The following is a 25,210-nucleotide window of genomic DNA, read 5'->3' on the forward strand; positions in this document are numbered from 1 at the left end:
GTTCCTACACGTCGAAGACGACGTATGCATGCCAGCCGTCGGCGGTCTCCTCGACGCGCATCTCGGAGTAGGTGACGGCCTTGACCTCGCGGGCCTCGACGGCGTCGAAGGGGACGCCGCGCGCGCTGGCGTCGACGCGCCAGGTGCCGTCGTCGCCCCCGGTGACGGCCGCCTCGTGGTCGGCGGGGAGGACGCTCCGCACGTCGCGCTCGTAGACGAGTTCGTCGAGGTAGTCGAACAGCAGGCTCTCGACGCGCTCGCTCTCGACGGACAGCTCGAAGCGGTCGCCGACGCCGTCCGGCACGTCGTCGCACTGCGCGGCGGTCAGTCCGTCCGCGACCGCGGCGAAGCACGCGTCGAGGGTGTCGCCGGACGCCTCGACGGCCACGTCGGCGGTGTGCTCGCGGAGCTCGAAGCTCATGGTGTGTCCTCGTCGGTCATGTCGGCCTCGGTCTGGCGGTCCTCTTCGTCCTCGGTCGTGGTCGCCTCGCCGCCCAACTCGTGTTCCTCCCGCGCGCCGGCCTGCCGTCGGCCGCCCGTCTCGAGGTCCAGGTCGCCGTCCGGCGCGACCTCCGCGTCCTGCACGTCCTCCCCGTCGGTCTCCCGGTCGAGCACGTCGGGTTCGACCTCTGGCTCGGCGTCGGTGCCCACGTCGTCCTCGGCCTGCTTGAAGGCCGCCATCTGGCCGAGCTCGGCCTCGGTGAGGTTGTCCGGCTCGCTCGGGTCGCCCCCTATCGCGACGCCGGTCGTGACGACCGTTCGGATGCCCTCCTCGACGCTCATGTCGACGTCGACGATGCGGTGCTCGGGTACGTGGACGAGGTTGCCGCCCATGACGGGGTTCGGCGCGAGCGGGAGGAAGAGCGTGACCATGTCGTTCCGACCGACAGCCTCCTGGAGAGGCTGTGGGGTCGACGTGGTCAGGAACCCGAGGGTGTACGTCTCCTCCTGCGGGAACTCGACGAGTTTGACGTCCCGGAAGTTGCGCTCCTCGCTCTGGACGATGACCTCGGACATCTCGCGGAAGCTGTCGTAGATGGAGCCGAAGCCGGGAATCCGCGCGACGAAGCCGTCGACGTAGGAGATGGCGAGCTCCCCGTACCGGAACCTGGTGAGGAAGCCGATAGCGAGGACGAGCAGGACCACGAAGGCGATGGTCAGCGTCTGGACGACCATCACGGAGACCCCCTGACTCAATCCCATCCGTCCGAGCGCGACGACGACGGCGTCGAGGAATGTGAACAGGTACCCCGCGAGCACGTTCAGGACGAACAGCGTGACGAGCAGTGGAACGACGACCGCCAGTCCCGCCACGAACGCGTCCTGGAGCACGTTCAGTGGCGAGAACCGGTCGTCAGCGCGCTCGTCGTCCACTGGAGAACCCATTTCCTGTCCGGACGGCTGGCGTTCGGGAAAACCTTTTCCCAAACCAACTCGGTGGGGGCTGACTGCCGGTGGAATTATATCGGCGTGTCCCGGAGTTTCACGACAGTGAGCGTCAACGTCGACACGCGCGTCGTCTCCCCCGGAAGCGACGAGTACGTCGAGGATGCGTGGCGCCTGAAAGAGCGCATCCGCCGCGATGAGGACGTACTCAAGCAGCGCAAGAGCTTCTTCACCGACGCGTATCGCCGGTCGAAGGTCCACCTTCTTCTGGACGAGGGGGCCGACCAGCCGGTCATCGGGTTCGCCGCGGTCCGCCGCGACGGCTACATACTCTTTCTCGCCGTCGATCCGAACTATCGCGGCGAGGACATCGGGAAACGCCTCGTCGCGCGGGTCGCGGAGGAGCATCGCACCGTCACGTGCCACGCACGCACCAGCAACGAGAACGCCCTGCGATTCTACGAGCACCTCGGTTTCGACATCAAGCGACGCATCGACAACTACTACGAGGACGGCGGCGACGCGTACTACCTGAAACTCGGTGACGACGTGAGCATCACGGGTCGTCTCTCCGAGTTCATGCGTCGCTGACCCGGGTTGACTCCGCAAGGTTTGTACGACCCCCTTCCGAACCAACGAGAGCCATGAACGAGCGCACCCGACGATACCTCCGCGGTCGCTTCGGCGACCACTACCGGGGGACGGAGCTCTCTCCGCCGCCCGAGCCGAACGAGCGCGAGTGGGGGTACATCACCTGGTCGTCGGGTGGCACGACGATGATCCGACATCACTCTTGGCTGGAGGTCGGCGACCTCGGCACGTTCCTCACGGACGAGCGGCCGCGACACGTCTACTTCTCCGCGGGCCGCTACGACGACCCCGGCGCAGGCTCGATGTCGGAGAAGGGCTGGCGCGGGTCGGACCTCGTGTTCGACCTCGACGCCGACCACCTGCCGGGTGTCGACCCGGACGAGGACAGCTACGCGGAGATGCTCGCGGTCTGCAAGGACGCCCTGCTGCGGCTGCTCGACCTGCTCGAGACCGACTTCGGCTTCGAGGACCTGACAGTGACCTTCTCCGGCGGTCGGGGCTACCACGTCCACGTCCGCGACGACGGCGTCGACGCGCTCGACCGCGGCCATCGGCGCGATATCGTGGACTACGTGATGGCCAACGACGTGGACTTCGAGTCGCTGGTCGACCGCGAGTCCGTCGCCGGGCTGGGGCTGAAGAACCCGACCGACAAGCGCAGCCTCGACACGACGGGCGGCTGGGGCCGGCGCGTCCACGACCGGCTGCTCGCGTTCGTCGACGAGGTACGCGAACTGCCCGAGGACGAGGCCCGCGACCGGCTCCAGTCGTTCGAGGGAATCGGTACGGGCCGGTCGAAGAAGCTCGTGGAGGTGCTCGACGACCGGTACGACGAGCTCGCGGCCGGCAACCTCGACGTCCACCCGACGGTCGTCCGGCTCGCCGACATCTTCGCACAGGAGACGTTCGACGCCGAGACGGCACCCATCGACGAGCCGGTGACGACGGACATCAACCGGCTCATCCGGCTGCCGGGGAGCCTGCACGGCGGCACCGGCCTCGCGGTGACGCGCATCCCCCGGGACGAGGTCGCCGAGTTCGACCCGCTCCACGACGCCGTCCCGGGGACGTTCGTCGGGAACGACATCGAGGTGACGGTCGAGGAGGCCACCGACGTCGAACTCGGCGGCGGTAGCTTTACGGTGGAGGCAGGCACACAGACTGTACCGGAGTACGTGGGCGTGTTCTTGATGGCCCGCGGCCGCGCCGAGAAGGGGAAAGAATGAATCTGGACGAACTGCGCTCTGCGCTCGACACGGAACGACAGAAGGGTGGCCTCCAGGGGTTGCGCGACTCCTTCTACCAGGAGGTCGCGGCGTTCGTCGAGGAGCTGAAACGGGAGCGTGACCGCATCGCCCAGGAGTCCGACGACCCGTTCGGCTCGCCCGAGGTCCAGCGCCTGACCGACGAGATAGACACCGCGCGCTCGACTGCCGAATCGCTCTACGAGCGCCGCCTCGGGAAGCTGGTCAAGCAGGCCAGCCTCGCCGCCGCCGACATGGCGAGCATGGACCAGGTCAAGGGCCTCACCGACGAGGAGCGCGCCCTGTACGACGACCTCGTCGAGCGTATCGAGGGCAACAAGGACCACATGTTCGACGTCATCGCGGGCGAGGCGTCGACGACACCGGCCGTCGCGGGCGACGACTCCCCGACTCACCACCCCGAAGACGGGATGGACCGGGACACCGATGCGACACCGTCCGAGCCGGTACCCGAACCGGCCGCGCGGGAGACGGAGGACACGACCTCCGCGTCAGAGACCCCGGCAGGTGCGGACGCGACGGCCCCACAGGACGAGACGTCGTCGCCGGCCGCACCGGAGCCCGACGACGACCGCGCGCCCGACGTGGCGGCAGCGGAGGCGAGCGCGATCGCGGGCGGTGACGGGGCCGAGGCGGGCGGCGACGGCGTCAGCGCCGCCGACGTGATGGGTGAGACGCCGTCGACCAGCGAGACACCGTCGTCGGGCGACCCGGCCACGGACGGCTCGGGCGTCGCCACGCAGTCCACGGAGGCGGCCGCCGAGCCGGTTCCGGCTGGTGGCGCGTCCGAGGGGACACCGGCTGGCGCGTCTTCGACGGCGGGGGCGGGCGACGACGTGGAGCGGACGACCGTCCGCATCACGGACGAGGTCGGGGAGATATTCGGCGTCGACCAGCGCGAGTACAGCCTCGACGCGGACGACGTGGTGACGCTCCCGACGGCCAACGCGGAGCCGCTGCTCGACCGCGAGGCCGCAGAGAAACTCGACTGAGCAGTCCGATCACGGGACGTTCTCACACAGTTCCAGTAGCTTCTTCTCGCGGAGCATCGTAGCCGGGGCCATGACCGAGACGGAGGCAGGGGACTCGGCGGAGCACGACCACTTAGCGACGGCTGGCACGGTCGAGGCGATCCACATCGCGTCCGAGTCGGGCGAACCCGTCGAGCCCGTCGAACGGGTCGAGGCCGTCGCCGAGACGGGCCTGCGCGGAGACCGCTACTTCGACGAGGGTGGTACGTTCTCCGACGGCACGCCCCGTGGCATCACGCTTATCGAGGCGGAGGCCATCGAAGCCGCCGAGACCGACTACGGCGTCGACGTGAGTGACGGCCGCCACCGCCGGAACGTGACGACGCGCGGGGTCGCGCTGAACCACCACGTCGGCGAGGAGTTCACGGTCGGCGACGCGGTCTGTCGCGGTGTCGAACTCTGCGAGCCCTGTTCGTACCTGGAGGGACTCACCGAGGACGGCGTCGCCCGGTCGCTCGTCCATCGGGGCGGCCTGCGGGCGACCATCGTCGAGTCCGGGACGCTGGCCGTCGGCGACACCGTCGAGCCGAGGTGAGCGCTCGCCGGAAACGAAATCCGTTTTACCCGTCGTTTCCTTCCCGTGTCTATGCTCGACATCGGCGCGGCGGCTCCGGACTTCGAACTGCCGGACCAGAACGGTGACCTCGTATCGCTCTCCGACTACCGCGGACAGACGGTCGTCCTCTGGTTCTACCCCCGGGCGAACACCGAGGGCTGCACGATGGAGGCCTGCTCGTTCCGCGACAACTGGGACGCCTTCGAGGACCGCGACATCGCGGTGCTCGGCGTCAGCGACGACGATGTCGCCGACCTCAAGACGTTCGAGGAGGACCACGACCTGCCCGTCCGCCTGCTCTCGGACGAGCACGGCGAGGTCGCCACCATCTACGAGTCCTACGGCGAGAAACAGATGTTCGGCAACACGTTCGACGGCGTCTTCCGGAACACGTACGTCATCGACGAGGACGGCGACATCGCGCGCGTCTACGAGGGTGTCGACCCGGAAGCCCACGCCGAAGAGATCCTCGCGGACCTGGACTGAGACGTTACTGGAACGTCCGGCCGAGCTGCTCTTCCTCCGTCAGGACCTCTTCGCGGCCGAAGCGCTTCTCGATCTCCTCGTAGCGATCCTTGACCTCCTGGGTGACGCTCGCCACCACCTCGTCCATCGCCTGCTCGAAGTGATCGGCAGTGATGCGGACGTTGCCGACGGATTCGGCCATCTCCTCCGGCTCGACGGAGTTGATGAACTCGCGGGTCGCGGCGAGCGACGCCTCGCGGCAGACCGCCTCGATGTCGGCACCGACGTAGCCCTCGGTGCGCGCGGCGAGGTCCTCGAGGTCCACATCGTCCGCGAGCGGCTTGTTGCGGGTGTGCACCTCGAAGATGCGCTTGCGGCCCTCCTCGTCGGGGACGGGCACGTGGACGTGGCGGTCCAGCCGCCCGGGGCGCAACAGCGCGTCGTCCATCAGGTCCGGGCGGTTCGTCGTCGCGATGACGACGACGTCCTCCAGGTCCTCCAGCCCGTCGAGCTCCGTCAGGAGCTGTGAGACGACGCGCTCGCCGACGCCGGAGTCACCGGTCCGCGAACCGCGCTCCGTGGCGATGGAGTCGATCTCGTCGAAGAAGATGACCGTCGGGGCGTTCGAGCGTGCCTTGTCGAACACCTCGCGGACGCCCTTCTCCGACTCGCCGACGTACTTGTTCAGCAGCTCCGGCCCCTTGATGGAGATGAAGTTGCTGTTGGCCTCGTTGGCGACGGCCTTCGCGAGCAGCGTCTTGCCGGTCCCGGGCGGGCCGTACATCAGCACGCCGCGGGCGGCTTCGAGGTCCATCGCCTGGAACACGTCGCCGTAGTCGAGCGGCCACTGGATGGTCTCGCGGAGGCGCTCTTTGGTGTCCTCCAGTCCACCGACGTCGTTCCACGTGACGTCGGGGACCTCGACGAACACCTCGCGCATCGCCGACGGCTTGACCGACTTCATCGCCTCCTTGAAGTCCCGCTCCGTCACCTTCAGGTTCTCCAGCACCTCGGCGTCGATCTCCTCCTGTTCGAGGTCGAGCTCGGGCCGGATGCGCCGGAGCGCGTTCATCGCCGACTCCTTGGCCAGGCTGGCGATGTCGGCACCGACGAAACCGTGCGTGTTCTCGGCGTACTCCTCGAGTTCGACGCTGTCCGAGAGCGGCATCCCGCGGGTGTGGACCTGGAGGATCTCCAGGCGGCCACCGGTGTCGGGGACGCCGATCTCGATCTCGCGGTCGAACCGGCCGCCGCGGCGGAGCGCGGGATCGAGCGCGTCGACGCGGTTGGTCGCCGCGATGACGGTGACCTGCCCGCGCTCTTCGAGGCCGTCCATCAGGCTGAGCAGCTGGGCGACGACGCGGCGCTCCACGTCGCCCGAGGCCTCCCCGCGCTTGCTGGCGATGGAGTCGATCTCGTCGATGAAGACGATGGCCGGGGCGTTCTCCTCGGCCTCCTCGAAAACCTCGCGGAGCTGCTCCTCGCTCTCGCCGTAGTACTTCGACATGATCTCCGGCCCGGAGATGGTGTGGAAGTGGGCGTCGATCTCGTTGGCGACGGCCTTCGCGATGAGCGTCTTGCCGGTGCCCGGCGGGCCGTGCAGGAGGACGCCCTTCGGCGGTTCGATGCCGAGCTGCTGGAACAGTTCGGGGTGGCGCATCGGCAGCTCGATCATCTCGCGGACCTGGTCGAGTTCGTCGTCGAGGCCACCGATGTCCTCGTAGGTCACGTTCGGGGCACCATCGGTGCCACCCTCGCCGGCGGGACCGACCTGCTCGGCGGGCGTCTCGGAGATCTGGATGTCGGTCGAGTCCGTGATGATGACCGTCCCGGAGGGGTCGGTCGAGGCGATCTTCAGCGGGACGGACTGGCCGCTCCCGCCCATCGGACCGAACGACAGCGAGAACGGGACGGTCTGCCCGCTGGTGACGGCCTGCCCACTGAGCTTGTCGCGGACGAGCGGGCCGATGTTCCCGCGGATACGGAGGTTCTGCGGGAGCGCGACGGTGACGCTCGTGGCGGGCTTCACGTCGGCCTTCTCGACCTCGATGCGGTCGTCGATGCCGACGTTGGCCTGCTGGCGAAGGCGTCCGTCGATGCGGACGACGCCCTGCCCCTGGTCCTCGGGGTAGCCGGGCCAGACGCGGGCGACGGTCGTCGCGTCCTGCTTGCCGTCGAGGCGGATGTAGTCGCCGTTCTCGAGGCCGAGCTCGGCCATCGAGCCTCTGTCGATGGCGGCGAGCCCGCGCCCCGCGTCCTTCTGCTTGAGGGGTTTGACGGTGAGTTTCATGCGTCGACCTCCACTTCGATAGTGAGGACGCCGTTTCTGATAAACGCTTGCGAGACACCGGGGACATCGAGCTCGTACTGCTCGGTCCCGCCGCCGACGACGACGACCGTGTCGCCGATGACGTCGACGGAGCCGCCGACGAATTCGTCCGCGAGGTCCACAGCCACGACGCGAGCGTCGTCGTACGAGTACTGCCGGACGAAGCGCTCGTCCTCCGCAGTGAAGTCTTGGATGTTCATGGGATTAACTAACCTAAAGTTAGTCGCAATACTATATAAGTTCTTCGGCGGGGGAACCACCAGACGGTGGCGGGTTGGCTCCTGTACAGTGTATCTGCGGTTCACGAAAGACTTAGGCTTTATGCCCTCGGGCGGGCAACTTCATAGCATGCAACAGGTCAGTCACCACGGTCGGACGACGACGTTCGAGGAGTTCGACCGTGGGGGGTCCGGGGAGACAGTACTGTTCGTACACGGGAGCGGTGGGAGTCGACGGCTCTGGAAGTCACAGGCCCGACTCGCCGACGAGTTCACCGTGGTCGCACTCGACCTCAGCGGGCACGGTGGGGCGAGCGACACCGACGCCAGCGCGGGCTTCGAGACACTGTCGGCGTACGCCGACGACGTGCTGGCCGTCGTCGAGGCGGTGGAGCCGAGCGTGCTCGTGGGGAACTCACTCGGCGGTGCCGTCGCCCTCCACATCCTCCTCGAACGCGACGCCGAGTTCGACGGCGTCGTCCTCGCCGGCACGGGCGCGAAGCTGGCGGTGCTGGACGACCTGCGCGACTGGCTCGCCGACGACTTCGAGCGCGCCATCGAGTTCCTGCACGGCACGGACCGGCTGTTCCACAGCCCGGACGAGAGGCTCCACGAACTGTCGAAGGAGAGCATGCGTGCCTGCGGTCGGGCGGTCACGGAGCGCGACTTCCTGACCTGCCACGAGTTCGACGTGCGCGGCGAGCTCGGTGAACTGGACGTGCCGACGCTCTGTGTCGTCGGCGAGTACGACCAGCTGACGCCGCCACACTACCACGACTACCTCGCCGAGGCGATGGACGGCCGCGTGGCCGTCGTCGAGGGCGCTGCCCACCTCACGATGCTGGAACAACCCGACGCGTTCAACAGCGCGCTCGCCCGGTTCGTGGCCCGTGTCCAGCAGTAGCTCTCAGTAGATGTCGTCGAGCTCGTCCTCGACGTGGCTGTGCTCCCCGGCCGGGAACTCGCCGGTCTCGACGGCCTCGCGGTACCCGTCAACGGCGTCGGCCATCGCCTCGCGCACGTCGCCGAACTCCTCGACGAACGACGGCGTCCACGACGAGAGCCCGACGGCGTCGTCGACGACGAGCACCTGTCCGTCGCAGTGCGGCCCCGCGCCGATGCCGATGGTCGGCATCGACACCGCCTCGGTCACCTCGCGGGCGACGTTCGCGGGCACGTGCTCCAGCACCAGCGAGAACGCCCCGGCCTCCTCGTGGGCGACCGCGAGGTCCAGCATCTCCGCGGCGGCCTCCTCGGTGGTGCCCTGTCGCGCGTAGCCCAGCTGGTTCACACGCTGGGGCGTGAGCCCGAGGTGGGCCATCACCGGGATGCCGAGCTGGCTCATCCGCTCGGTCAGCTCGACGGTGTGCGGCCCGGATTCGAGCTTCACCGCGTGCGCACCGGCCTCCTTCAGCATCCGCCCGGCGTTCTCGATGCTCTCCTTCTCGTCGTGCCCGTAGCTCAGGAAGGGCATGTCGGCGACGACGAGCGCATCCTCGGTCGCCCGCGAGACGGCCGCCGTCGCACTCGCCATCTCGTCCACCGTCACCGGGAGCGTCGACTCGTGCCCGAGCTTCGTGTTCCCGATGCTGTCGCCCACCAGGATCACGTCGACGCCCTGCTCGTCGACGATCTCCGCCGTCACCGCGTCGTACGCGGTCAGCATCGTGATCGGCTCGTCACCTGCCTTCTCTCGCACGTCACGCACCGTAGATCGCATGTGCCGACGTTGCTCGGCATCGGTCAAACGCCTGCCGGTTCCGCTACGAGGCGTGTTTGCATACCACAGTGTCGGCGTCTTCGAGGGGGCGTGGAATTTTACAGTATTTGTAAACTTCCGGTCCGACCAACCGGGTGGCGCGCGGCCGGCGAGACCATGCGAGCGGTGCGCGGTTCGGAGCGAGCGCCAGCGAGCGAGAACCGCGACTGCGAACGGGGAGCGTGCGACCCGTGAGCACAGCGAGCGCTAGCGAGCGAGAACCGCGACTGCGAACGGGGAGCGTGCGACCCGTGACCCCCCGGAGTGCCCTGACTTCCGCAGATGCAAGCGGTCGGGGGAGGCGTGGTGCGGTCGCGGTGGGCGGTCCCTTCCGGTCGTTCGCCGTTCCAGTCGCTCGGGGTAAGGGTAGCAGGACGCTTCGAGCCGCCGACAGCCGTCACGAACAGCGTCACCAGAAAATCGGCAGACCTTACCTGCTGGCCCGGTGAGCACCGTCTGTGAGCGATGCAGACGCCGCGGAGGGCGAGCCAGAGCCCGTCAGCAACCCGGAGCAGGCGGTCGACGCGGCCACACCCAGCGACGAGCAGGAGGACGGCGTCGACTACGCGTGGGTGATGCGGACGACGTTCGTCGTCACCATCCTCGTGGGCGTCCCGCTGGTGACACTGCTCTCGGTGCCGGTCTCGCTGCCGACGTGGAACGCGCGCGCCGAGTTCGCGGTCCGGGTCGGTGCCGTGGTCTGGTTCGTCACCGCCATCGGCGTCTACGTGTACGCGTCACGGAACCGCTGAAAAACCGACGGGTCACTCGACCCACTGGAAGTCGGTGCCGGCGCGCTCGGCCGTCACGGCGTCGCGTTCCGAGTCGCCGACGAAGAGCACGTTCTCGGGCGCGAGCCCCAGACCGTCGACCGCATGGAGCAGCGGTGCCGGATCGGGTTTCCACGTCGAGACGGTGTCGCGACCGACCACCATGTCGACGTGCGCGGTGAGGTCGTGGGTGTCGAGCGCGACCCGACAGGCGGCTTCGCAGTTCAGCGAGCAGACGGCGGCCGGGCGGCCATCGTGGGCGAGTTCGTCCGCGTACGGGAGGAGGTGGGACTCGCGCGCACCGTCACACTCGTGGGCCGCGATGGCTGCCTCCACGTCGTCGTACAGTCCGTGCTCGCGCGCCTCGCCGAGCATCGTCCAGAGGTCCCGGTCGACCGGCGCGACGCCCGCGTCGGCGTACACCGCCTGCACGTCCTGTGCGACTGCATCCCAGTCGACCACCAGCTCGACCAGCGTCCCGTCGAGGTCGTACACGACGCCGGCGTGGTCGCTCGTCATCGACCGTCGGTTGGGCCGTGTGCCGGTTGAGGGTGTCGGTTCCCCGGTGTGGGCTGGCACCCGACGTGTTCCACCGTGGAACCTAGGTTCTTGCCCACGGCAGCCCAATTCGGGTGTGCATGTCCTACACGACAGCCAGCACGGACGACGTTGACTCGGTCGTCCCCGAGGAGTACGGCGGCATGTGGTTCCTCAGGGACGCCCTCGACACCGAGGCACTGGGCGTGACCGTCCTCGAACTCGAACCGGGCGCGAAGGGCAAGGAGCACGACCACGCGGACGACGGCCAGGAGGAGGTGTACGTCGTCGTCGCGGGCGAGGTCGCCATCGACCTCGGCAACGAGACGGTCCGCGTCGGCGAGCACGAGGCCATCCGGCTGTCGGCGGACCAGACGCGCCAGATACACAACGACGGGGACGAGCGCGCCCGGCTCGTCCTCGCCGGGACGAGCCCGTAACGGAGGGTCCTTCGCGGCCCGCCCGCGGCTCCCGTCGCCGCTCCGCAACGGTCAAAGCCGTCGCGCGGGTAGGGACGCCCATGATACCGAACCTCGCCGCTGGCGTGCGGGCGTTCACGAGCAACGCGTTCCTGGTCGACGGTGACCGCCGCGTGCTCGTCGACACGGGCGCGAACTTCGACATCACGGAGCGGGTCGCAGAGCACGGCGGTATCGACGCCGTCGTGATGACGCACACGCACCCGGACCACGTCGGCAACCTCGACGACGTGAAACGGGAGTTCGACGTGCGGGCGTGGGGCTTCGACACGGACGAGCCGGGCATCGACGAGCCCATCGCCGACGAGGGGACGGTCCGTCTCGGCGACCACGACTACGTCGCGCTCCACACACCCGGACACAAAAACGACCATCTCTGCTTCTACAGCGCGGACGCTGGCGTGCTGTTCGCGGGCGATCTCGTGTTCCAGAACGGGAGCTTCGGCCGGACCGACCTCGAGGAGGGTGACCACTCGCTGCTCGTCGAGAGCATCGACCGCGTGCTCGAGGTCGTCGACGAGGACCTCGACGAGATGCACGTCGGGCACGGGCCGTCGATGACGGACCAGCCGTACAGCCACATCGAACTGGCGGCCCGGATGGCCCGGTCGGCGGGCCCCTAACCGTCCGCGAACACCGACGCTGTCAGTTCTCGCAGCGCCGCGCGGAGGTGCTGGTGGAACGTCGTCGCCGAGATACCCATGTTATCGGCTATCTCCGTCCCGCTCTGTGTGCGCGGCTGTTCGAAGAACCCGGCGTTGCGCGCCGCGAACAGGACGGTCCGCTGTCGGTCCGTGAGCCTGTCGAGCACGTCGTCGTCGGTCCGCGGCCGCGGCCCGTCGACCCGGGTGAACTGCCGTCGGCGCACCAGTTCGGTCGTGGAGAACGTCTCGTCGATTATCTCGATGACCGGTCTGACATCGGTTCCGGGTTCGGTCTGGACGACGAACTGGGCGGCGTCGTCGGCGAAGACGACCTGCTGGATGCGGCCGCCGAACTCCGCGATCCGCGCGCTGACTGGCGGCTCCGAGAGCCGGATCTGGAGGTGGGCTTCGTCGTGCCGGGAGTCGAAGGACTCCACCGACTCCCAGTGGTCGAACGCCGACTCGGCCGCCTCGACGATCCCGAGGCCGGTCTCGTTCGCGGTGGCGTAGACGAGGAACTCGTCGCCGCCGAGCGGGATGGTCTGACCGATCTCGACCCGACCGTCGGCGGGCATCTCGATGCCGAGCATTGCGCCGAGGTCCGAGAGCCGGAACTCCAGTTCGACGACCTCGTCGCTCATCAGCGCCCGCTTGCGCTCGATGGCCGCGATGGCCTGGCCGATGATCTCGCCGAGGCCGGCGATGACGTCGCGCTCAGCCGGCGAGAACGCCGTCTCCCGGTCCGTGTACACACAGACGAGCCCGTACAGCGTCGCCTCGTGCACGACGGGGATGACCGCGGCGAACTGGAGCCCCTCCGCGTCGACGGGGTCCTCCCACCCGTCCGCCGGTGCGACCGACGCGATGTCGGTCGTCACCTGCATCGTCCCCGTCTCCGTGGCTCGGCCGATGGGTCCCTCGGACAGCGTGTCGGCGACGACGGGGAGGTTCTCCGGGGCGGCCCTGGTCGGAGAGACGAGGCGTGGCGTGACCGTCCCGGAGGCGCGGTCGACCTGCCCGACCCAGGCGAGCGTGTACGACTCGGAGTCGGTGAGCACCTCGCACACCGTCCGTTCGACGTCCGCACGCGTCGACTGCTCGATGACCGACTGGGTTACCTGCCGGGCGACCGTGTTCAGACTGTCGAGGGCAGCGAGCTGGCTGCGTTGCCGTTTCAGGATGCGCTCCCGTCGGATGCGGTCCGACATGTCTCGTACCACGCCGACAGTTCCCTGGAACGTGCCCGCTTCGTCGGTGAGCGGGGTGAACTTGCTCTCGGCGACCAGCTGGGTGCCGTCCCTCCGGTGTACCGGCGCTTCCAGCCGTGCGGACCGGTCGTCGCTCGCGGCCAGTTCCCGAGACCGGGCCGCGGCTCGTTCCGAGAGGGCGTCGCCCACGACGAGCGAGCAGTGCGCGCCGAGCAGTTCGTCGCGGTCGTAGCCGGTGATGTCGACGTACGCGTCGTTCACCTGTGTGAACCGGTACTCGCCGTCGAGCACGTAGATGCCGTCGTCGACGGTCTCGACGATGGTCCGATAGCGTTCGAGTTCGCGCTCACGTTCGACGCGGTCGCTCACGTCCCGGACGACGCCGACCCGCTCCACATGCCCGTCGCCGTCGTCCAGGACGGCGAACGTCGCCTCCGCCCTGAGTGTCGACCCGTCTTTCCGCACCAGATCTGCCTCGAACCGTGCCGTCTGGCACTCGTCGGCGCGCAGCCGCTCGTCGTACCTGGAAGCGGTCTCGATGGTCTCCTCGTCCACCAGGAGCGAGACGTGCGAACCGACCAGCTCCTCGCGGTCGTAGCCCGTCATCTCGGCGTACGCCTCGTTCACCATCGTGAAGTGCCCCGTCCGGTCGACGAGGTAGATGCCGTCGCGGGCCGTCTCGGCGATGAGTTCGTAGCGTTCGAGTCGGCGCTCGCGTTCCATCCGTTCGGTCACGTCGCGGAGAGACAGCCGGAGCCCGGACGCCGTGGGAAGGAGCCTGTAGCCGAGCCCCCTGTCGAGTCGTGACGACCACAGCTGGCCCGTCGTGGTCGCCGGGTCGGCCGTCGCCTCCTCGATGGACGCCTCGAATTCGGCCGCCTCGAACTCCGGGACGCTCACCCAGACCGTCGTGTCCAGCATGGTTTCGGCGGCCACCCCGAGCAGCTCCGCCGCCCGGTCGGTGACGTAGTGGACCCTGCCGGTCGCGTCGAGCAGCAGGAACGCGCCGTCCACCCACTGGTCGGCGACCCCCAGCTCTCCGACGGGCCGCCACCAGACGCGACCGCGGGACCCGACCGCCTTGGTGGCGAGGTAGCCACCGTCGGCGAGCCGGTCGAGCTTGTCGAACGTGCTCCGCCTGCCCGAGTCGAGTTCCGTCGCGACCTCCGTGGTCGTCAGCGGTGTTCCCGGACTCCGTGTGTCGAAGACGGACAGTGTCTCCCGTAACGCGTCCGTCACGATGAGCGACGACATGACTCCTCCTCTCGACTCGGGGTATTGAACCCTCCGTCGACGGAGGGCACATCGGCCGCATCAGGTATGGAAACGACCGTTCCAGTCGGAAACTGGTATTGAGCTGTCGGCACGCATCCGGAGCCGAACCGATGCCACGCTGTGCCAGCCGGGTGCCCCCTGATATTTCAGTGAGAGCGTCTACAGCTGTGCGGACGTTCGTTGCGCATACGGCCTCTCGAGGGCTGAGAAAGCATGAGAACTGAAACGACGGGACCGCTGTCGCCGGAGCAGCTCGACCAGTACCACCGCGCGCTGTCCAACCAGTGGCGACGCATCGTCGTCTCGGTGCTGGACCGACGACGAGCGGTCCGTCTCACGGAACTGGCGGACGAGATCGTCAGGCGAACCGACGACGACCAGTCGGCCGACCGCGTGGCGCTCGCACTACGGCACTGTCACCTCCCGCTGCTGGCAGACGCCCGCGTCGTCGAATTCGACGGGGAGACCGTGCGACGGCGACAGCCCTGGTTCGGCACGCTCTCCGAGCTGAACCAGCGGACCGCCGTCTGAGACCGGCAGCACGGCGACCGTGGCTCAGACCACCGGGTGCGCTGATAGTGGCTCCGACCGCCGGATGCGTAGATATCGTCAGGAGAGCGCGGCCGTCACGAGCGCCTCGTAGGCCACCTCGTACGCGTCGGCGACCGTCGCCGGGTGCGAGCGCTCGTCGGTCGAGAGCGCGGGGAGCGCACAGCTCGCGAGCGGGTCGCAGAACGACAGCACGTCCTCGACGCGTTCCTCCAGCCGTCCCTCGCGTGGACTCCCGCTGACGGCCTCGCAGGCCCGTCCGTACCGCCCGCCATCGTACACCCGAGCCCGCTCGGGCTCGACGACGGCGACGGCGTCGAAGGCGACGTTCTGGAGCGGCAGTGCGATGTCCGCGTAGGACTCGACGACCGCCCTGTCCGCCGCATCGACCGTCTCCCGTATCTCCGCGAGCGCCGGCGCGTGCAGCTCCTCCATCACAGCGTTGAGACCGTCGAGCGTCCGCACGCTGCGGGCGTCCTCGAGGGGCAGGTGCTCGCGGGCGTCGTCCGGCACGTCGGCGCGCTCGTTGACGACGAACTCGTCGCCGACCCGGTCGAGCACGAACTGGCGGTGGCTCGCCCCGATGATGCCGGTGTCGTTCCCCGGTGCGGGTCGCCAGAGCCGGTGGAGCGGGTTCAGCGTCTCCGGCCGGCGGTGACCGGGGCTCGCGGCGGCGAGGCGCTTCGCGTCCTTGCCGTACAGTCGGCCCTCCGTGACGGCGGTGAGGTAGTCGTCGTGGTCGAACCAGTGGTCGTTGCCGGCGCGTGGCTTGTACCCCGTGGCGTCGAGGTACTCGCAGAGGCCGGTCGAGAAGGTGGTCTTGCCGGCGTCGACGCGGGTGCCGCCGGCGACGAGGAGCCTCATGTGTCGACGCCGTAGTAGCCGGGCTCGTCGTCGGACCGCGGGGTGGCGACGACGAGGTCGTCCGCGTTGGTGATGACCCACGGGATGGCCCAGTCGAGCAGCACGTCCTCCGTCTCGCGGTCGAGTTCGGCGTCGGTATCGAGCCCCTGCAGCAGACGGGCGATCTCGTAGACGGTGTACATCTGGTCGGTCTCGAGGAGCTCGTCCGGCTCGTAGAAATCACACGGATGGAGGTCGTCGAACTCGGCCTTCTGAACGGGCATGCGGCCCCCTAGGACCGTGCCCGACCTAAAGCGTGTGGTCCACGGCCGTCGCTCACAGGTCGAAGTCGGTCGAGGGGGGGCGGACTCCCGCCCCGTTCACCGAGGGAGGCCCGGTCGACCGGCAGGATGACAGGTGGTGGTGTGCGGTGTGTCGGTCGGCGGGCCCGGGTGCAGTGTGCGAGCGAGTCGGCTCGCGAGTGGTGGTGGTGCTGCGCTCGACTGTCGGTTCGCCGTCGGGCGACGGCGGACAACGGACACCGCAGCGGCACGGTTTGACTGCGGCGCATGGCAGCGACTGATGCTACCCGCCCGCGCTGCGTAAAGGTATCGGATTAAATATATATTCTGCTCTGTGTCCGGGGGTGACCTCCGGAGCGCTACGTAGTCCTCGATAGCGTGTGGCGACCTCGTCGATGGGTGTGGCCCCGGACCCGGCACTGAGTGGCAGTCACACGCACCGGGGCCGGGTCATCTAAGTGGACAGACCGACTGGCTCCGGTAATGCCCGGCGGGCTCCCGGTCACCACGGTGTACCAGGCGATTCTCCTCGCCTCGACGGGACTGGCGTCCGTCGTCGCCGGTGTGGCCTGGCGGAACCGCCCCAACACCGGAGCCCGCTACCTCGCGCTCACAGCACTCGGAGCGGCCGTCTGGACCGCACCGTCACTCGTCCAGAGTCTGACCCCCTCGCTGCTCGCCGACGAACTGCTCAGTCGGTTCGCGTACCTCGGCATCACCCTCGTCCCGCCGTCGTGGTTCCTGCTGGCGGCCGAGTACACCGGACGCGAGCGACTCCACGGCCGGCAGGTCCGGATGTGGCTCTGGAGCATGTCGGCCGTGATGCTGGTCGTGGCCTGGTCGGGACTCGTCTTCGATCACGGACTCATCTACCACCGGCTCTTCGAGAACCCGGGGAGTCTGACCGGTCTCGGCGTCGAGCACGGCGCGGTCTTCTACCTGTGGATTCCCTACGCCTACGGACTCACCTTCGGTGCGCTCTCGATGTTCGTCGGGTTCTTCTACCGGTCTACCGACCTCTACCGCCGGCAGGCAGCGATGGTCATCCTGGCGGGGGTCGCCCCGCTCGCGGGAAACGTGCTCTACGTGACCGAGACCATCGCGGTCGACGGGACGCCGCTCGGGTTCGGGGTCGCGAGCGCGGCGCTCGCCTTCGGCGTGTTCGAGTTCGGCCTGACCGACGTGACGCCGGTCGCCCGCGAGTCGCTGATGACGAACATCAGGGACGGCGTCCTCGTCCTCGATTCCGAGCGCCGCATCACCGACGTGAACCCCGCCGCCGGACGACTGCTCGGACTGGACGGCTCGGTCATCGGCCGGGACGTGACCACCGTCCTCGACGGCCCGGTCGGCGACATCGCGGCAGACGTCGGTGATCAGGAGACCCAGAACCTCGTCACGCTCGACTCGGTCACCGGTCGGCGGTACGTCGACGTCCGGGTGTGGCCGCAGTTCGACGACCGCGGCCGCTCGCTCGGGCACCTGTTCTACCTCCGCGACGTGACCGAACGCGAGCACAGGGAGCGCGAACTCGAACGGCAGAACGAGCGGCTCGACCGGTTCGCGAGTCTCGTCAGCCACGACCTCCGCAACCCGCTGTCGGTCGCGGAGGGCTACGTCGAGCTCGCCCAGGACACCGGCGAGGTCTCCCACCTCGACGACGTCGCCGTCGCCCACGAGCGGATGGAGGAGCTCATCGACGACGTGCTCGCGATGGCCCGCGAGGGCGAGACGGTAACGGACCCGGAGACGGTCCGCATCGGGGAGGTCGCCCGGACGGCCTGGGACACCGTGGAGACCGGCGACGCGACCCTGGCGGTCGAGACGGACGGGACGGTGTGTGCGGCACCCACCCGGCTGCGACGGCTGTTGGAGAACCTGTTCCGGAACGCCGTGGAACACGGGTCCACGGGCAGCCCCACCCAGTCCGGCGGCGGCGTCGAGCACGGCCACTCGGCGGGCAGCACGGGCCTGACCGTCACCGTCGGCACCCTGCCCGACGCCGGTGGCGACGCGCCGGGCGGGTTCTTCGTGGCGGACGACGGCGTCGGCATCCCCTCCGACCGACGCGACGCCGTGCTGGACGACGGCTACACGACGAACACGGACGGCACGGGGCTGGGGCTCTCGGTCGTCCAGTCCATCGCCGACGCCCACGGCTGGGACGTCCGTGTGACGGACGGCGCTCACGGCGGTGCGCGCTTCGAGTTCACGGGCGCTGTCGTGGACTGACTGCCGCGTCGGCGCGAAAAAATTCGGTGGTGTACGACTCGTCGCTTACTCGAAGTGCTCGAGGCACTTCTGGTACTCGTCGGCGGCCTTGTCCCAGTTCACGACGTCGAAGAAGTTGTCGATGAAGCTGCCGCGGTCCGGACCGTAGTCGTAGTAGTAGGAGTGCTCCCAGACGTCGAGCGCGAGGATGGGGTGTGCGCCCCAGAGCGCGCCCTGGTCGTGCTTGTCGACCTTGACGTTGCGGAGTTGCTTGGCGACCGGGTCGTAGACGAGCAGCGCCCAGCCACCGGCGGCCGAGGCAGCTGCCTCGAACTCGCCCTTCCAGCCCTCGTAGGAGCCGAAGTCCTCTGCGATACGGTCGGCCAGGTCTCCCTCGGGCTCACCGCCACCGTTCGGGGACATGTTCTCCCAGAACAGCGTGTGCAGGTAGTGCCCACAGCCGTTGTGGGTAACGTTCCCGAGTGCGCCCGCGGACGAGGAGTGGTCGCCGGACTCGCGGTTCTCCGCGAGGGTCTCCTCGGCTGCGTTCAGACCGTTGACGTACCCCTGGTGGTGTGTGTCGTGATGCCAGGTGAGAACCTGTTCGGAGATGGATGGTTCGAGTGCGTCGTAGTCGTACGGGAGCGGCGGCAGTTCTGCGTGTGATTTCTCGGCCATTTGTATCACCCAGTCCTACCATACGGTCGATTCCCGTTTAAAAGTTTAGAACCCGTATGCGTCTAGTTGACAACCTGGGCCTCCCCGGTCGCGAGGTCCTCGATCTCGCAGGGGACGTGGAGCGTGATCGCGTTGCCGGTCTCCGCCTCGCTCTCGAAGTCGATGGTCCCGCCGATGGAGCGGACGCCCCAGACGGCCAGCCAGAGCCCCAGGCCGCTGGTGTGGTCGAGGGGCGTCTCGGTGCCGGACTTGAGCACCTCGCGCTCGCGCTGCGGGATGACCGGTCCGTCGTCCGCGACGGTCACCGAGACGTAGCCGTCGGTCCCCGGCGTGACGAAGATGGTCACCGAGGCGTCGGCTTCGGTCGCGGCGTTCTCGAACAGGCTCCACAGCACCGGCTGGATGGTCCGGGGACAGTACACCGTCCCCTGCTCGGTCGTCCAGACGGTCTCGAACGAGGCGGTCGGGTACTGGCTGCGGCCGCGTTCGAGAACGCGGTCGAGCATCGTTTCGAGGGGCTCGTACGCCTCCTCGTCGGCGTTCTCGAGCAACGTCTCGATGCGACGTGCGGTGTCGCCGAGGGAGGCGACGTCGTTGGCGCGCTCGCGGATGGTCTCGACGAGCTCCAGCTCCTCCTCGTCGGCCGTGGTCGAGAGCTGTTCCGCGCAGGCAGCGACGATGTTCATCTCGTTCCGGAGGTTGTGCCGGAGCACGCGGTTCAGCACGTCGAGGCGCTGTTCGTCGTGGGTCCGCTCGGTCACGTCCCGCATGGTGACCACCCGGCCGATGCGGCGGTCGTTGCTGTTCGTGATGTCGGACACCGTCACGTCGAAGTAGCGCCGTCCACGCCCCGTCTCGACCTCGACGGTCTCCTGGTCGCCGTCGCTGGCCTGCGGGTAGCCCGGGATCACTCGCGCGGCGTCTCGGCCGAGCGCGGCGCTGGCGTCGTACCCGAAGATGGTCGAGGCCGCCGGGTTCACGTCGACCACGCGGTTCCGTTCGTCCACGACGACGACGGGATCGTCCATCCCCTCGACCACGACGTCGCGAGCGATGGAGTCGGGCACGGGGACGGCGTCGAACAGGTCGAGCTCGTGCAGCGCCACGTAGCTCCCGACGCCGGTCACGAGGAACGCGATGGGCGTCGGGTCGAGGGCGACCATCGGGATTTCGAGCACGTGAACCAGGTTGCCGACCCACGGGGCGAGCACGGCGGCGAGGAGCGCGAACGACTGCCGTCGGTGCGTGGGGCTGCGGTCGAAGATGAGCGAGACGAACAGGAGCGAACCGCCGAGAATGACGAGGTAGGCGTAGCCGACGCCGACGTAGAACAGCGGGCCGAACACGTGGTCGACGACGAGGGTGCCGCCGCGCTCGACGAGCTGCGGGTCCTGGTAGAGGAGGCTGTGGTGCTCGAACGTCGCGACGAACGCGAAGACGACCGTCGGGACGACGAGCAGTGCTGCCGCCGACCCGCGGGATACGTAGCGGTCACGGCCGGTGTACTCGAGGGCGAAGAGGAACCAGAAGACGGGGATGGTGAGGCTCGCGAGCCACTGGAGCTTCATGAACGGGCGGCGTGTCGGCATCGACTGGATCGGTAGTTCGATGGCGTAGAACAACGCCCACCAGCCGACCGCGACGAGCATCGCCGCGAGCCACGTCGCTCCTGGCTTGGGCCGTTGACGGTATGCGAGCCAGGCGACTATCGTGGCCACGACGGCGGTGATGAGGAGCCCTGACATGGGAACGAGCGAGGCGGACATTTCGGTGGGGGCCGATGTACTCCGGGTTCGCGTCCCATGCCCTTAACTCGACTGGCAATATCGAGGGGCGATTTTAGACGGCTACCAGCACGCAACAGAGCATGACGGCGTACTGGCAGTCGCGGCAGGTACCGAGCCAGTCGAGGTCGACGCTACGGCCGACGAGGGCGGTGACCAGCAGCGAGTAGCCGACGGCGGGAATCAGTGCGAGGGCGAGGGGGACGGCCAGCAGACCGGTCGTCGCCGCCCAGCCGAGCAGCGCCAGGGTGACGCCGTCGAGCGCGTAGAGCACGAACTGGGTGCGGCGGACGCCGAGGACGGTCGCCATCGTGGAGACGCCTTCGGCACGGTCGCCGGCCACGTCGCGGGCGTTGAGCACCTCGCCGGCGACGACGGTCTGGAGGAAGAAGAAGACGCAGACGACCACGGCGGTGGGCGTCACCGGGGCGTCGACGTACGCGACCGGGATGAACGAGACGTATGCTGCCCAGGCACCGGCGACGAGGACGGTGTTGAGGACGAGCACGTCCTTCACCCTGGTCCCGCCGTCGAACGGGAGCCACGGCGTGCTGTACAGCACTGCGGCGGCGGCCGGGACGAGCGTCAGCAGGAACGAGTCGAGCCCCTCCAGCGCCGCGAGTCCGAGTGCGAGGACGTAGGCACCGAGCGTGCCGGCCAGCAGCGCCTCGCGGTTGCGGGCGACGAAGCTGGCGCGGTCGGGACAGTTGACCTCGTCCTCATCGTCGACCAGCTTGTTCGAGCCGTAGACGGAGAACGTGACGAGTCCAGCGAGCAGGACCGCCACGGAGAGCGGCAGCGACAGCAGCACCGACACCACGACGACCTTCGTCGCCGCGACGAGGCCGTCGATGACTGATGCGTGTTTCGCGACACCGAACGCGCGCTCTGCGGCGGCGGTCGGGTCCGGAAGCCGGTACGTGAACTGCCCGGGTCTGTGAGGGTCGTTCGATTGACTCATAGAACGTACGACACACTGTACCGCGTACGGAAATAGCTTTAGGAGAGCACCAATAATACTTGCATGAAAGGAAGAATTTTATTATCTACCGGGAAACTGGTCGGAACCGGCAGTCACTCGCCGCGTGCCGATTTGAACATGGAGAGCGCCTGTCCGCGACGGTCGCCGTGGTCGACGATGGGTCGCGGGTACTCCGGGGCAGCCTCCTTGCGCTGTATCTCGCTGGCCTCGTGCCAGCCGTGGATCAGCGACGGGTCCGCGTCGCGGAGTTCGGGGACGTACCGCGTGATGTACTCGGCGTCCGGGTCGTAGCGTTCGCCCTGTGTCATCGGGTTGAAGATGCGGAAGTACGGCTGGGCGTCGGTGCCGGTCGAGGCGGCCCACTGCCAGCCGCCGTTGTCGTTGGCGGTGTCGTGGTCGACGAGGTACTCCCGGAAGTGGGCGTACCCCTCGCGCCAGTCGACGAGCAGGTCCTTGGTGAGGAACGAGGCGACGATCATCCGGACGCGGTTGTGCACGAACCCCTCCTCGCGGAGCTGTCGCATCCCGGCGTCGACGATGGGGTAGCCCGTCTCGCCGTCCTTCCAGGCCCGGAGTTCGTCGGGGTCGTCGCGCCACGCGATGGGGTGCTCGTACTCCCTGTAGTTCGCCGAGACGACCTCGGGGTTGAAGAAGAGGACGTGGTGGTAGAACTCGCGCCACGCGAGCTGGCTCTGGAACTCCCGCACGGACTGCCGGTCGGACTCCGACTCGGCGAAGTCCGCGGCCGCGGCAGTCTCCTCGTACACCTCGCGGACGCCGATGGTCCCCCACTTCAGCGCGGCCGAGAGCCGCGACGTGCAGCCGTCGGCGGGGTAGTCGCGTCGCTCCTCGTAGTCGTAGATCGGGCCGTCACAGAACGCGGTGAGTCGCTCGCGTGCGGCGTCGGTGCCCGCCGGCTGGATGTCGGCCGTCGGCTCGTCGAAACCGAGGTCGGCGAGCGTCGGCAGCGGTTCTGTGTCGGGCAGGTCGTCGGTGTCGACGAGCGCGTCAGCGTCGGGGGCGTCGACGGGGTCGGCCTTCGGCCGGTCGCGCCACTTCTTCCAGAAGTAGCTGTAGACGGAGTACGGTTCACCATCGTTAGTCGTGATGGAGCCGGGCTCGTGGTGGAGTGCGTCGGTGACGGACTCATGGGCCACGTCGACCTCGTCGAGGCGCTGTCGAACCGCGGCGTCGCGCTCGGTGGCGAGCCCGGAGTAGCCCTCCGCCCAGGTCACCGACTCCGCCCCGAGTTCGGTGGCGAGCTCCGGGAGCACCTCGCGCGGGTCGCCGTGCCGGACGAGGAGCTCGCTCCCGCGGTCGCGGTACTCGTCCCTGAGGTGGGCGAGCGCGTCGAGCATGAACGCGACGCGGTTCGACGAGCCGTGGGCGAGCACGTCGTCGTCGAAGACGAACACGGGCGCGACGGGGCCGCGCTCGTCGGTACGGTCGGTCGCCGTGGTGAGTGCCAGATTGTCGGCGACCCGGAGGTCGTCGCGGTGCCAGTGCAGTTGCATACCCATCAGGAGTGGCGGTTCCACCCTTAAGCTGGTGCCAACGGGGTGGCTACACCTTCCGGTCCGGCGGGACGACCCGGTCAGGCACCGACCGGACTCCCGGTCGCGTCCGGATGCCGGCCCCGAAGCCGAACACGGCGGCGAGGACGGCGATCGCGAGCCCGTATGCGGGGGCGGTGACGCTCGCCCCGGCGACGACGACCGCGCCGAGGATGCCCCACGCGAGGTGGTCTGCACCGACGAGGTCCGCAGCAGCCTGACAGAGCCCGACGAGACCGATGGCCGTCCAGACCGTCCCGAGCCCGACGAGGACGAACAGCACCGGCATCGCGATGAGCGAGACGATGGGGTCCTGGCCCGCGGCGAACCAGATGAGACCGATACAGCCGCCGTAGACGACGGCGACGACGCTCCCGATGATGAACGAGGAGAGCATGCTCTCGCGGACGCGGTCGACCGCCGCCGTCCCGTAGTCGGGGAACAGTCCGACGACCAGTATCCCGAGTAGTAGTGTCGAGGCGGAGAGGACGGCGGCCCGAACTGGAACCGAGAGGGTCCAGAACGAGCCGAGGTCCCCCACTCCCGTTGCCGATGCTGTCGCTGCCGTGCCAGCCCCCACGCTGGCGAGTGTGGCGAACTCCCCCATACACACCCCCATGCGCCCAACTACCAAAGAAGTATCCCCTTGGTTACCAAAATATGCCTATACTTCTGGCAAGCACCGATGGCGGCGAGCAGCCGCTACAGCGGCTCCTCGCCGTCGATGATGCGCTGCGCGCGGTCGGCCAGCGCGGGGACCGCCTCGCGCATCTTCGGGTAGAGCGGGTCGTCGGCGTCCCCGGCGAGGTGGCGCGCGAAGAACATCTCGCCCAGTCCGCAGAGCTTGTACACCGCCAGCGCGCGGTAGAACCGGTCGTTCGTGTACTCGATGCCTGTCGCGGCCTCGTACCGGTCGACCAGCTCCCGCCGGGTCGGGTAGCCCTCGTTCGCGAGGAACTCGTCGACGAACTCCGCCGAATCCGGGGTCGGGTCGTCCGCCTCGTACCAGAACGACAGCATCCAGCCGAGGTCGGTCAGCGGGTCCCCGAGGGTGCTCATCTCCCAGTCGAACACGCCGATGAGCTCCGGCTCGCCGGAGAGGTCGTACATCACGTTGTCCAGCTTGTAGTCGCCGTGGACGAGCGTGTGCGGGTGCTCCTCGGGTGCGTTCTCCTGGAGCCACTCCATGATGTCGTAGATGGCCGGCACCTCGCGCTCGTCGCTCGTCTTCGAGAACGCCCACGTGAGCTGTTCGGACCAGCGCCTGACCTGCCGCTGCGTGAACCCCTCGGGGTGACCGAACTCCGAGAGCCCCACCTCGTCCACGTCGACGGTGTGGACGGCCGCGAGCGTGTCCACCAGTTCCTCGCCGACCCGCTGACGGTCCGCTGGCTCGCTCAGGGGGTCGCCCGCCTCTCCCCGCACGACGGTGCCGTCGAGGCGCTCCATCAGGTAGAAGTCGCTCCCCACGACGTCGTGGTCGTCGCAGGCGAGGACGGTCCGGGGAAGTGGCACGTCGGTCGACTGGAGCGCGTCCACGACGGCGTACTCCCGCAGCACGTCGTGGGCCTTGTCGGCCGTCTCGCCCGGCGGTGGTCGACGGAGCACCAGCGCCTCGCCGCCCCACGTGACGAACAGCGTCTCGTTGGAGTGGCCGGCCTGGTGGCGGCGTACCTCGAAGTCGTCGGCGTCGCCGAGGTTCGCCCGGAGGTAGGACTCCAGAGCCGCCTCGTCGACGAGCCGATCGAAGTACTCGTCGGATGCGTCTGTCACGGCCGGGACGACGTGAGGGTCG

26 protein-coding genes are annotated in these 25,210 nt (G+C 68.4%); 11 read left to right on the plus strand and 15 right to left on the minus strand.

The window, feature by feature from the left end; all coding sequences use genetic code 11:
- Nucleotides 1-4: 4 nt before the first annotated feature.
- Together NOW55_RS03815 and NOW55_RS03820 are read right to left on the minus strand one after the other, a co-directional pair.
- Nucleotides 5-421 carry an archease gene (locus NOW55_RS03815; protein ID WP_256398747.1) on the minus strand — a complete coding sequence of 139 codons (417 nt, stop codon included), beginning with the start codon at nt 419-421 and terminating at the stop codon, nt 5-7.
- Nucleotides 418-1,386 carry a DUF502 domain-containing protein gene (locus tag NOW55_RS03820; RefSeq protein ID WP_256398748.1) on the minus strand — a complete coding sequence of 323 codons (969 nt, stop codon included), beginning with the start codon at nt 1,384-1,386 and terminating at the stop codon, nt 418-420. The genes NOW55_RS03815 and NOW55_RS03820 overlap by 4 nt, the downstream gene beginning before the upstream one ends.
- 105 nt (nt 1,387-1,491) lie before the next feature.
- Between NOW55_RS03820 and NOW55_RS03825 the strand changes: the two genes are divergently transcribed.
- From NOW55_RS03825 to bcp, 5 genes are all read left to right on the plus strand, one after another.
- The gene (locus tag NOW55_RS03825; RefSeq protein WP_256398749.1) at nt 1,492-1,977 is read left to right on the plus strand and encodes a GNAT family N-acetyltransferase; all 486 of its coding nucleotides are present in this window, start codon (nt 1,492-1,494) and stop codon (nt 1,975-1,977) included.
- Nucleotides 1,978-2,030: 53 nt separating this feature from the next.
- Nucleotides 2,031-3,203: a DNA primase small subunit PriS gene (gene priS / locus NOW55_RS03830; RefSeq protein ID WP_256398750.1), complete on the plus strand. Its 1,173-nt coding sequence runs from the start codon at nt 2,031-2,033 to the stop codon at nt 3,201-3,203.
- Complete coding sequence (locus NOW55_RS03835; protein WP_256398752.1) at nt 3,200-4,234, plus strand: hypothetical protein; 1,035 nt, start codon at nt 3,200-3,202, stop codon at nt 4,232-4,234. Before priS ends, NOW55_RS03835 begins: the two co-directional genes overlap by 4 nt.
- Before the next feature lie 70 nt (nt 4,235-4,304).
- Nucleotides 4,305-4,808, plus strand: coding sequence for an MOSC domain-containing protein (locus tag NOW55_RS03840; RefSeq protein WP_256398753.1), 504 nt, complete (start codon nt 4,305-4,307; stop codon nt 4,806-4,808).
- Nucleotides 4,809-4,859: 51 nt separating this feature from the next.
- On the plus strand, nt 4,860-5,315 hold the full coding sequence (gene bcp, locus NOW55_RS03845) for a thioredoxin-dependent thiol peroxidase (protein WP_256398754.1): 456 nt from the start codon (nt 4,860-4,862) through the stop codon (nt 5,313-5,315).
- Nucleotides 5,316-5,319: 4 nt separating this feature from the next.
- Here the strand turns inward: bcp and NOW55_RS03850 are convergent, their stop codons facing one another.
- Both NOW55_RS03850 and NOW55_RS03855 read right to left on the minus strand, forming a co-directional pair.
- Complete coding sequence (locus NOW55_RS03850) at nt 5,320-7,584, minus strand: CDC48 family AAA ATPase (protein WP_256398755.1); 2,265 nt, start codon at nt 7,582-7,584, stop codon at nt 5,320-5,322.
- Entirely contained in the window at nt 7,581-7,823 is a 243-nt protein-coding gene (locus NOW55_RS03855; RefSeq protein ID WP_256398757.1) for a DUF7127 family protein, read from the minus strand. Before NOW55_RS03855 ends, NOW55_RS03850 begins: the two co-directional genes overlap by 4 nt.
- A gap of 148 nt (nt 7,824-7,971) precedes the next feature.
- On the opposite strand from NOW55_RS03855, the gene NOW55_RS03860 reads away from it, so the two are divergent.
- Complete coding sequence (locus NOW55_RS03860; RefSeq protein WP_256398758.1) at nt 7,972-8,745, plus strand: alpha/beta fold hydrolase; 774 nt, start codon at nt 7,972-7,974, stop codon at nt 8,743-8,745.
- 3 nt (nt 8,746-8,748) lie between these two features.
- On the opposite strand, the gene panB is transcribed toward NOW55_RS03860, so the two are convergent.
- A complete protein-coding gene (panB, locus tag NOW55_RS03865; RefSeq protein ID WP_256398759.1) occupies nt 8,749-9,561 on the minus strand; it encodes a 3-methyl-2-oxobutanoate hydroxymethyltransferase in 813 nt (270 codons plus the stop codon).
- Between the two features lie 497 nt (nt 9,562-10,058).
- Between panB and NOW55_RS20925 the strand changes: the two genes are divergently transcribed.
- Nucleotides 10,059-10,352, plus strand: a complete 294-nt coding sequence (locus NOW55_RS20925; protein WP_390293112.1) for a DUF5822 domain-containing protein — start codon at nt 10,059-10,061, stop codon at nt 10,350-10,352.
- A gap of 12 nt (nt 10,353-10,364) precedes the next feature.
- Here the strand turns inward: NOW55_RS20925 and NOW55_RS03875 are convergent, their stop codons facing one another.
- Entirely contained in the window at nt 10,365-10,889 is a 525-nt protein-coding gene (locus tag NOW55_RS03875; RefSeq protein WP_256398760.1) for an HAD family hydrolase, read from the minus strand.
- Between the two features lie 119 nt (nt 10,890-11,008).
- On the opposite strand from NOW55_RS03875, the gene NOW55_RS03880 reads away from it, so the two are divergent.
- Both NOW55_RS03880 and NOW55_RS03885 read left to right on the plus strand, forming a co-directional pair.
- A complete protein-coding gene (locus NOW55_RS03880) occupies nt 11,009-11,347 on the plus strand; it encodes a cupin domain-containing protein (protein WP_256398761.1) in 339 nt (112 codons plus the stop codon).
- A gap of 80 nt (nt 11,348-11,427) precedes the next feature.
- On the plus strand, nt 11,428-12,009 hold the full coding sequence (locus tag NOW55_RS03885) for an MBL fold metallo-hydrolase (RefSeq protein ID WP_256398762.1): 582 nt from the start codon (nt 11,428-11,430) through the stop codon (nt 12,007-12,009).
- On the opposite strand, the gene NOW55_RS03890 is transcribed toward NOW55_RS03885, so the two are convergent.
- Nucleotides 12,006-14,492 (minus strand): PAS domain S-box protein, encoded by a 2,487-nt coding sequence (locus NOW55_RS03890; RefSeq protein WP_256398763.1) that lies wholly within the window; start codon nt 14,490-14,492, stop codon nt 12,006-12,008. The genes NOW55_RS03885 and NOW55_RS03890 overlap by 4 nt on opposite strands.
- Before the next feature lie 234 nt (nt 14,493-14,726).
- Between NOW55_RS03890 and NOW55_RS03895 the strand changes: the two genes are divergently transcribed.
- The gene (locus NOW55_RS03895) at nt 14,727-15,044 is read left to right on the plus strand and encodes a DUF7344 domain-containing protein (RefSeq protein WP_256398764.1); all 318 of its coding nucleotides are present in this window, start codon (nt 14,727-14,729) and stop codon (nt 15,042-15,044) included.
- Between the two features lie 78 nt (nt 15,045-15,122).
- Here NOW55_RS03895 and NOW55_RS03900 read toward each other — a convergent pair whose 3' ends face one another.
- Nucleotides 15,123-15,926, minus strand: coding sequence for an ATPase (locus tag NOW55_RS03900; protein ID WP_256398765.1), 804 nt, complete (start codon nt 15,924-15,926; stop codon nt 15,123-15,125).
- Entirely contained in the window at nt 15,923-16,189 is a 267-nt protein-coding gene (locus NOW55_RS03905; RefSeq protein ID WP_256398766.1) for a DUF5827 family protein, read from the minus strand. Before NOW55_RS03905 ends, NOW55_RS03900 begins: the two co-directional genes overlap by 4 nt.
- Nucleotides 16,190-16,690: 501 nt before the next feature.
- Between NOW55_RS03905 and NOW55_RS03910 the strand changes: the two genes are divergently transcribed.
- Complete coding sequence (locus NOW55_RS03910; RefSeq protein WP_256398767.1) at nt 16,691-18,439, plus strand: sensor histidine kinase; 1,749 nt, start codon at nt 16,691-16,693, stop codon at nt 18,437-18,439.
- 45 nt (nt 18,440-18,484) lie between these two features.
- Here NOW55_RS03910 and sod read toward each other — a convergent pair whose 3' ends face one another.
- The 6 genes from sod to NOW55_RS03940 all read right to left on the minus strand — a co-directional run bounded on the left by sod (nt 18,485) and on the right by NOW55_RS03940 (nt 25,188).
- A complete protein-coding gene (gene sod, locus NOW55_RS03915; RefSeq protein ID WP_256398768.1) occupies nt 18,485-19,096 on the minus strand; it encodes a superoxide dismutase [Mn] in 612 nt (203 codons plus the stop codon).
- Between the two features lie 62 nt (nt 19,097-19,158).
- Nucleotides 19,159-20,841: a sensor histidine kinase gene (locus NOW55_RS03920; protein ID WP_256398769.1), complete on the minus strand. Its 1,683-nt coding sequence runs from the start codon at nt 20,839-20,841 to the stop codon at nt 19,159-19,161.
- Nucleotides 20,842-20,935: 94 nt separating this feature from the next.
- Nucleotides 20,936-21,841, minus strand: a complete 906-nt coding sequence (locus NOW55_RS03925; RefSeq protein ID WP_256398770.1) for a UbiA family prenyltransferase — start codon at nt 21,839-21,841, stop codon at nt 20,936-20,938.
- A 113-nt stretch (nt 21,842-21,954) separates the two neighbouring features.
- A complete protein-coding gene (locus NOW55_RS03930) occupies nt 21,955-23,376 on the minus strand; it encodes a cryptochrome/photolyase family protein (protein ID WP_256398771.1) in 1,422 nt (473 codons plus the stop codon).
- A 49-nt stretch (nt 23,377-23,425) separates the two neighbouring features.
- Nucleotides 23,426-24,022, minus strand: a complete 597-nt coding sequence (locus tag NOW55_RS03935; RefSeq protein ID WP_256398773.1) for a DUF8173 domain-containing protein — start codon at nt 24,020-24,022, stop codon at nt 23,426-23,428.
- A 95-nt stretch (nt 24,023-24,117) separates the two neighbouring features.
- Nucleotides 24,118-25,188 (minus strand): phosphotransferase family protein, encoded by a 1,071-nt coding sequence (locus NOW55_RS03940; RefSeq protein WP_256398774.1) that lies wholly within the window; start codon nt 25,186-25,188, stop codon nt 24,118-24,120.
- Nucleotides 25,189-25,210: the final 22 nt, after the last annotated feature.

Origin of the sequence: Haloarchaeobius litoreus (assembly GCF_024495425.1) — an archaeon.
GTDB classification, from domain to species: domain Archaea; phylum Halobacteriota; class Halobacteria; order Halobacteriales; family Natrialbaceae; genus Haloarchaeobius; species Haloarchaeobius litoreus.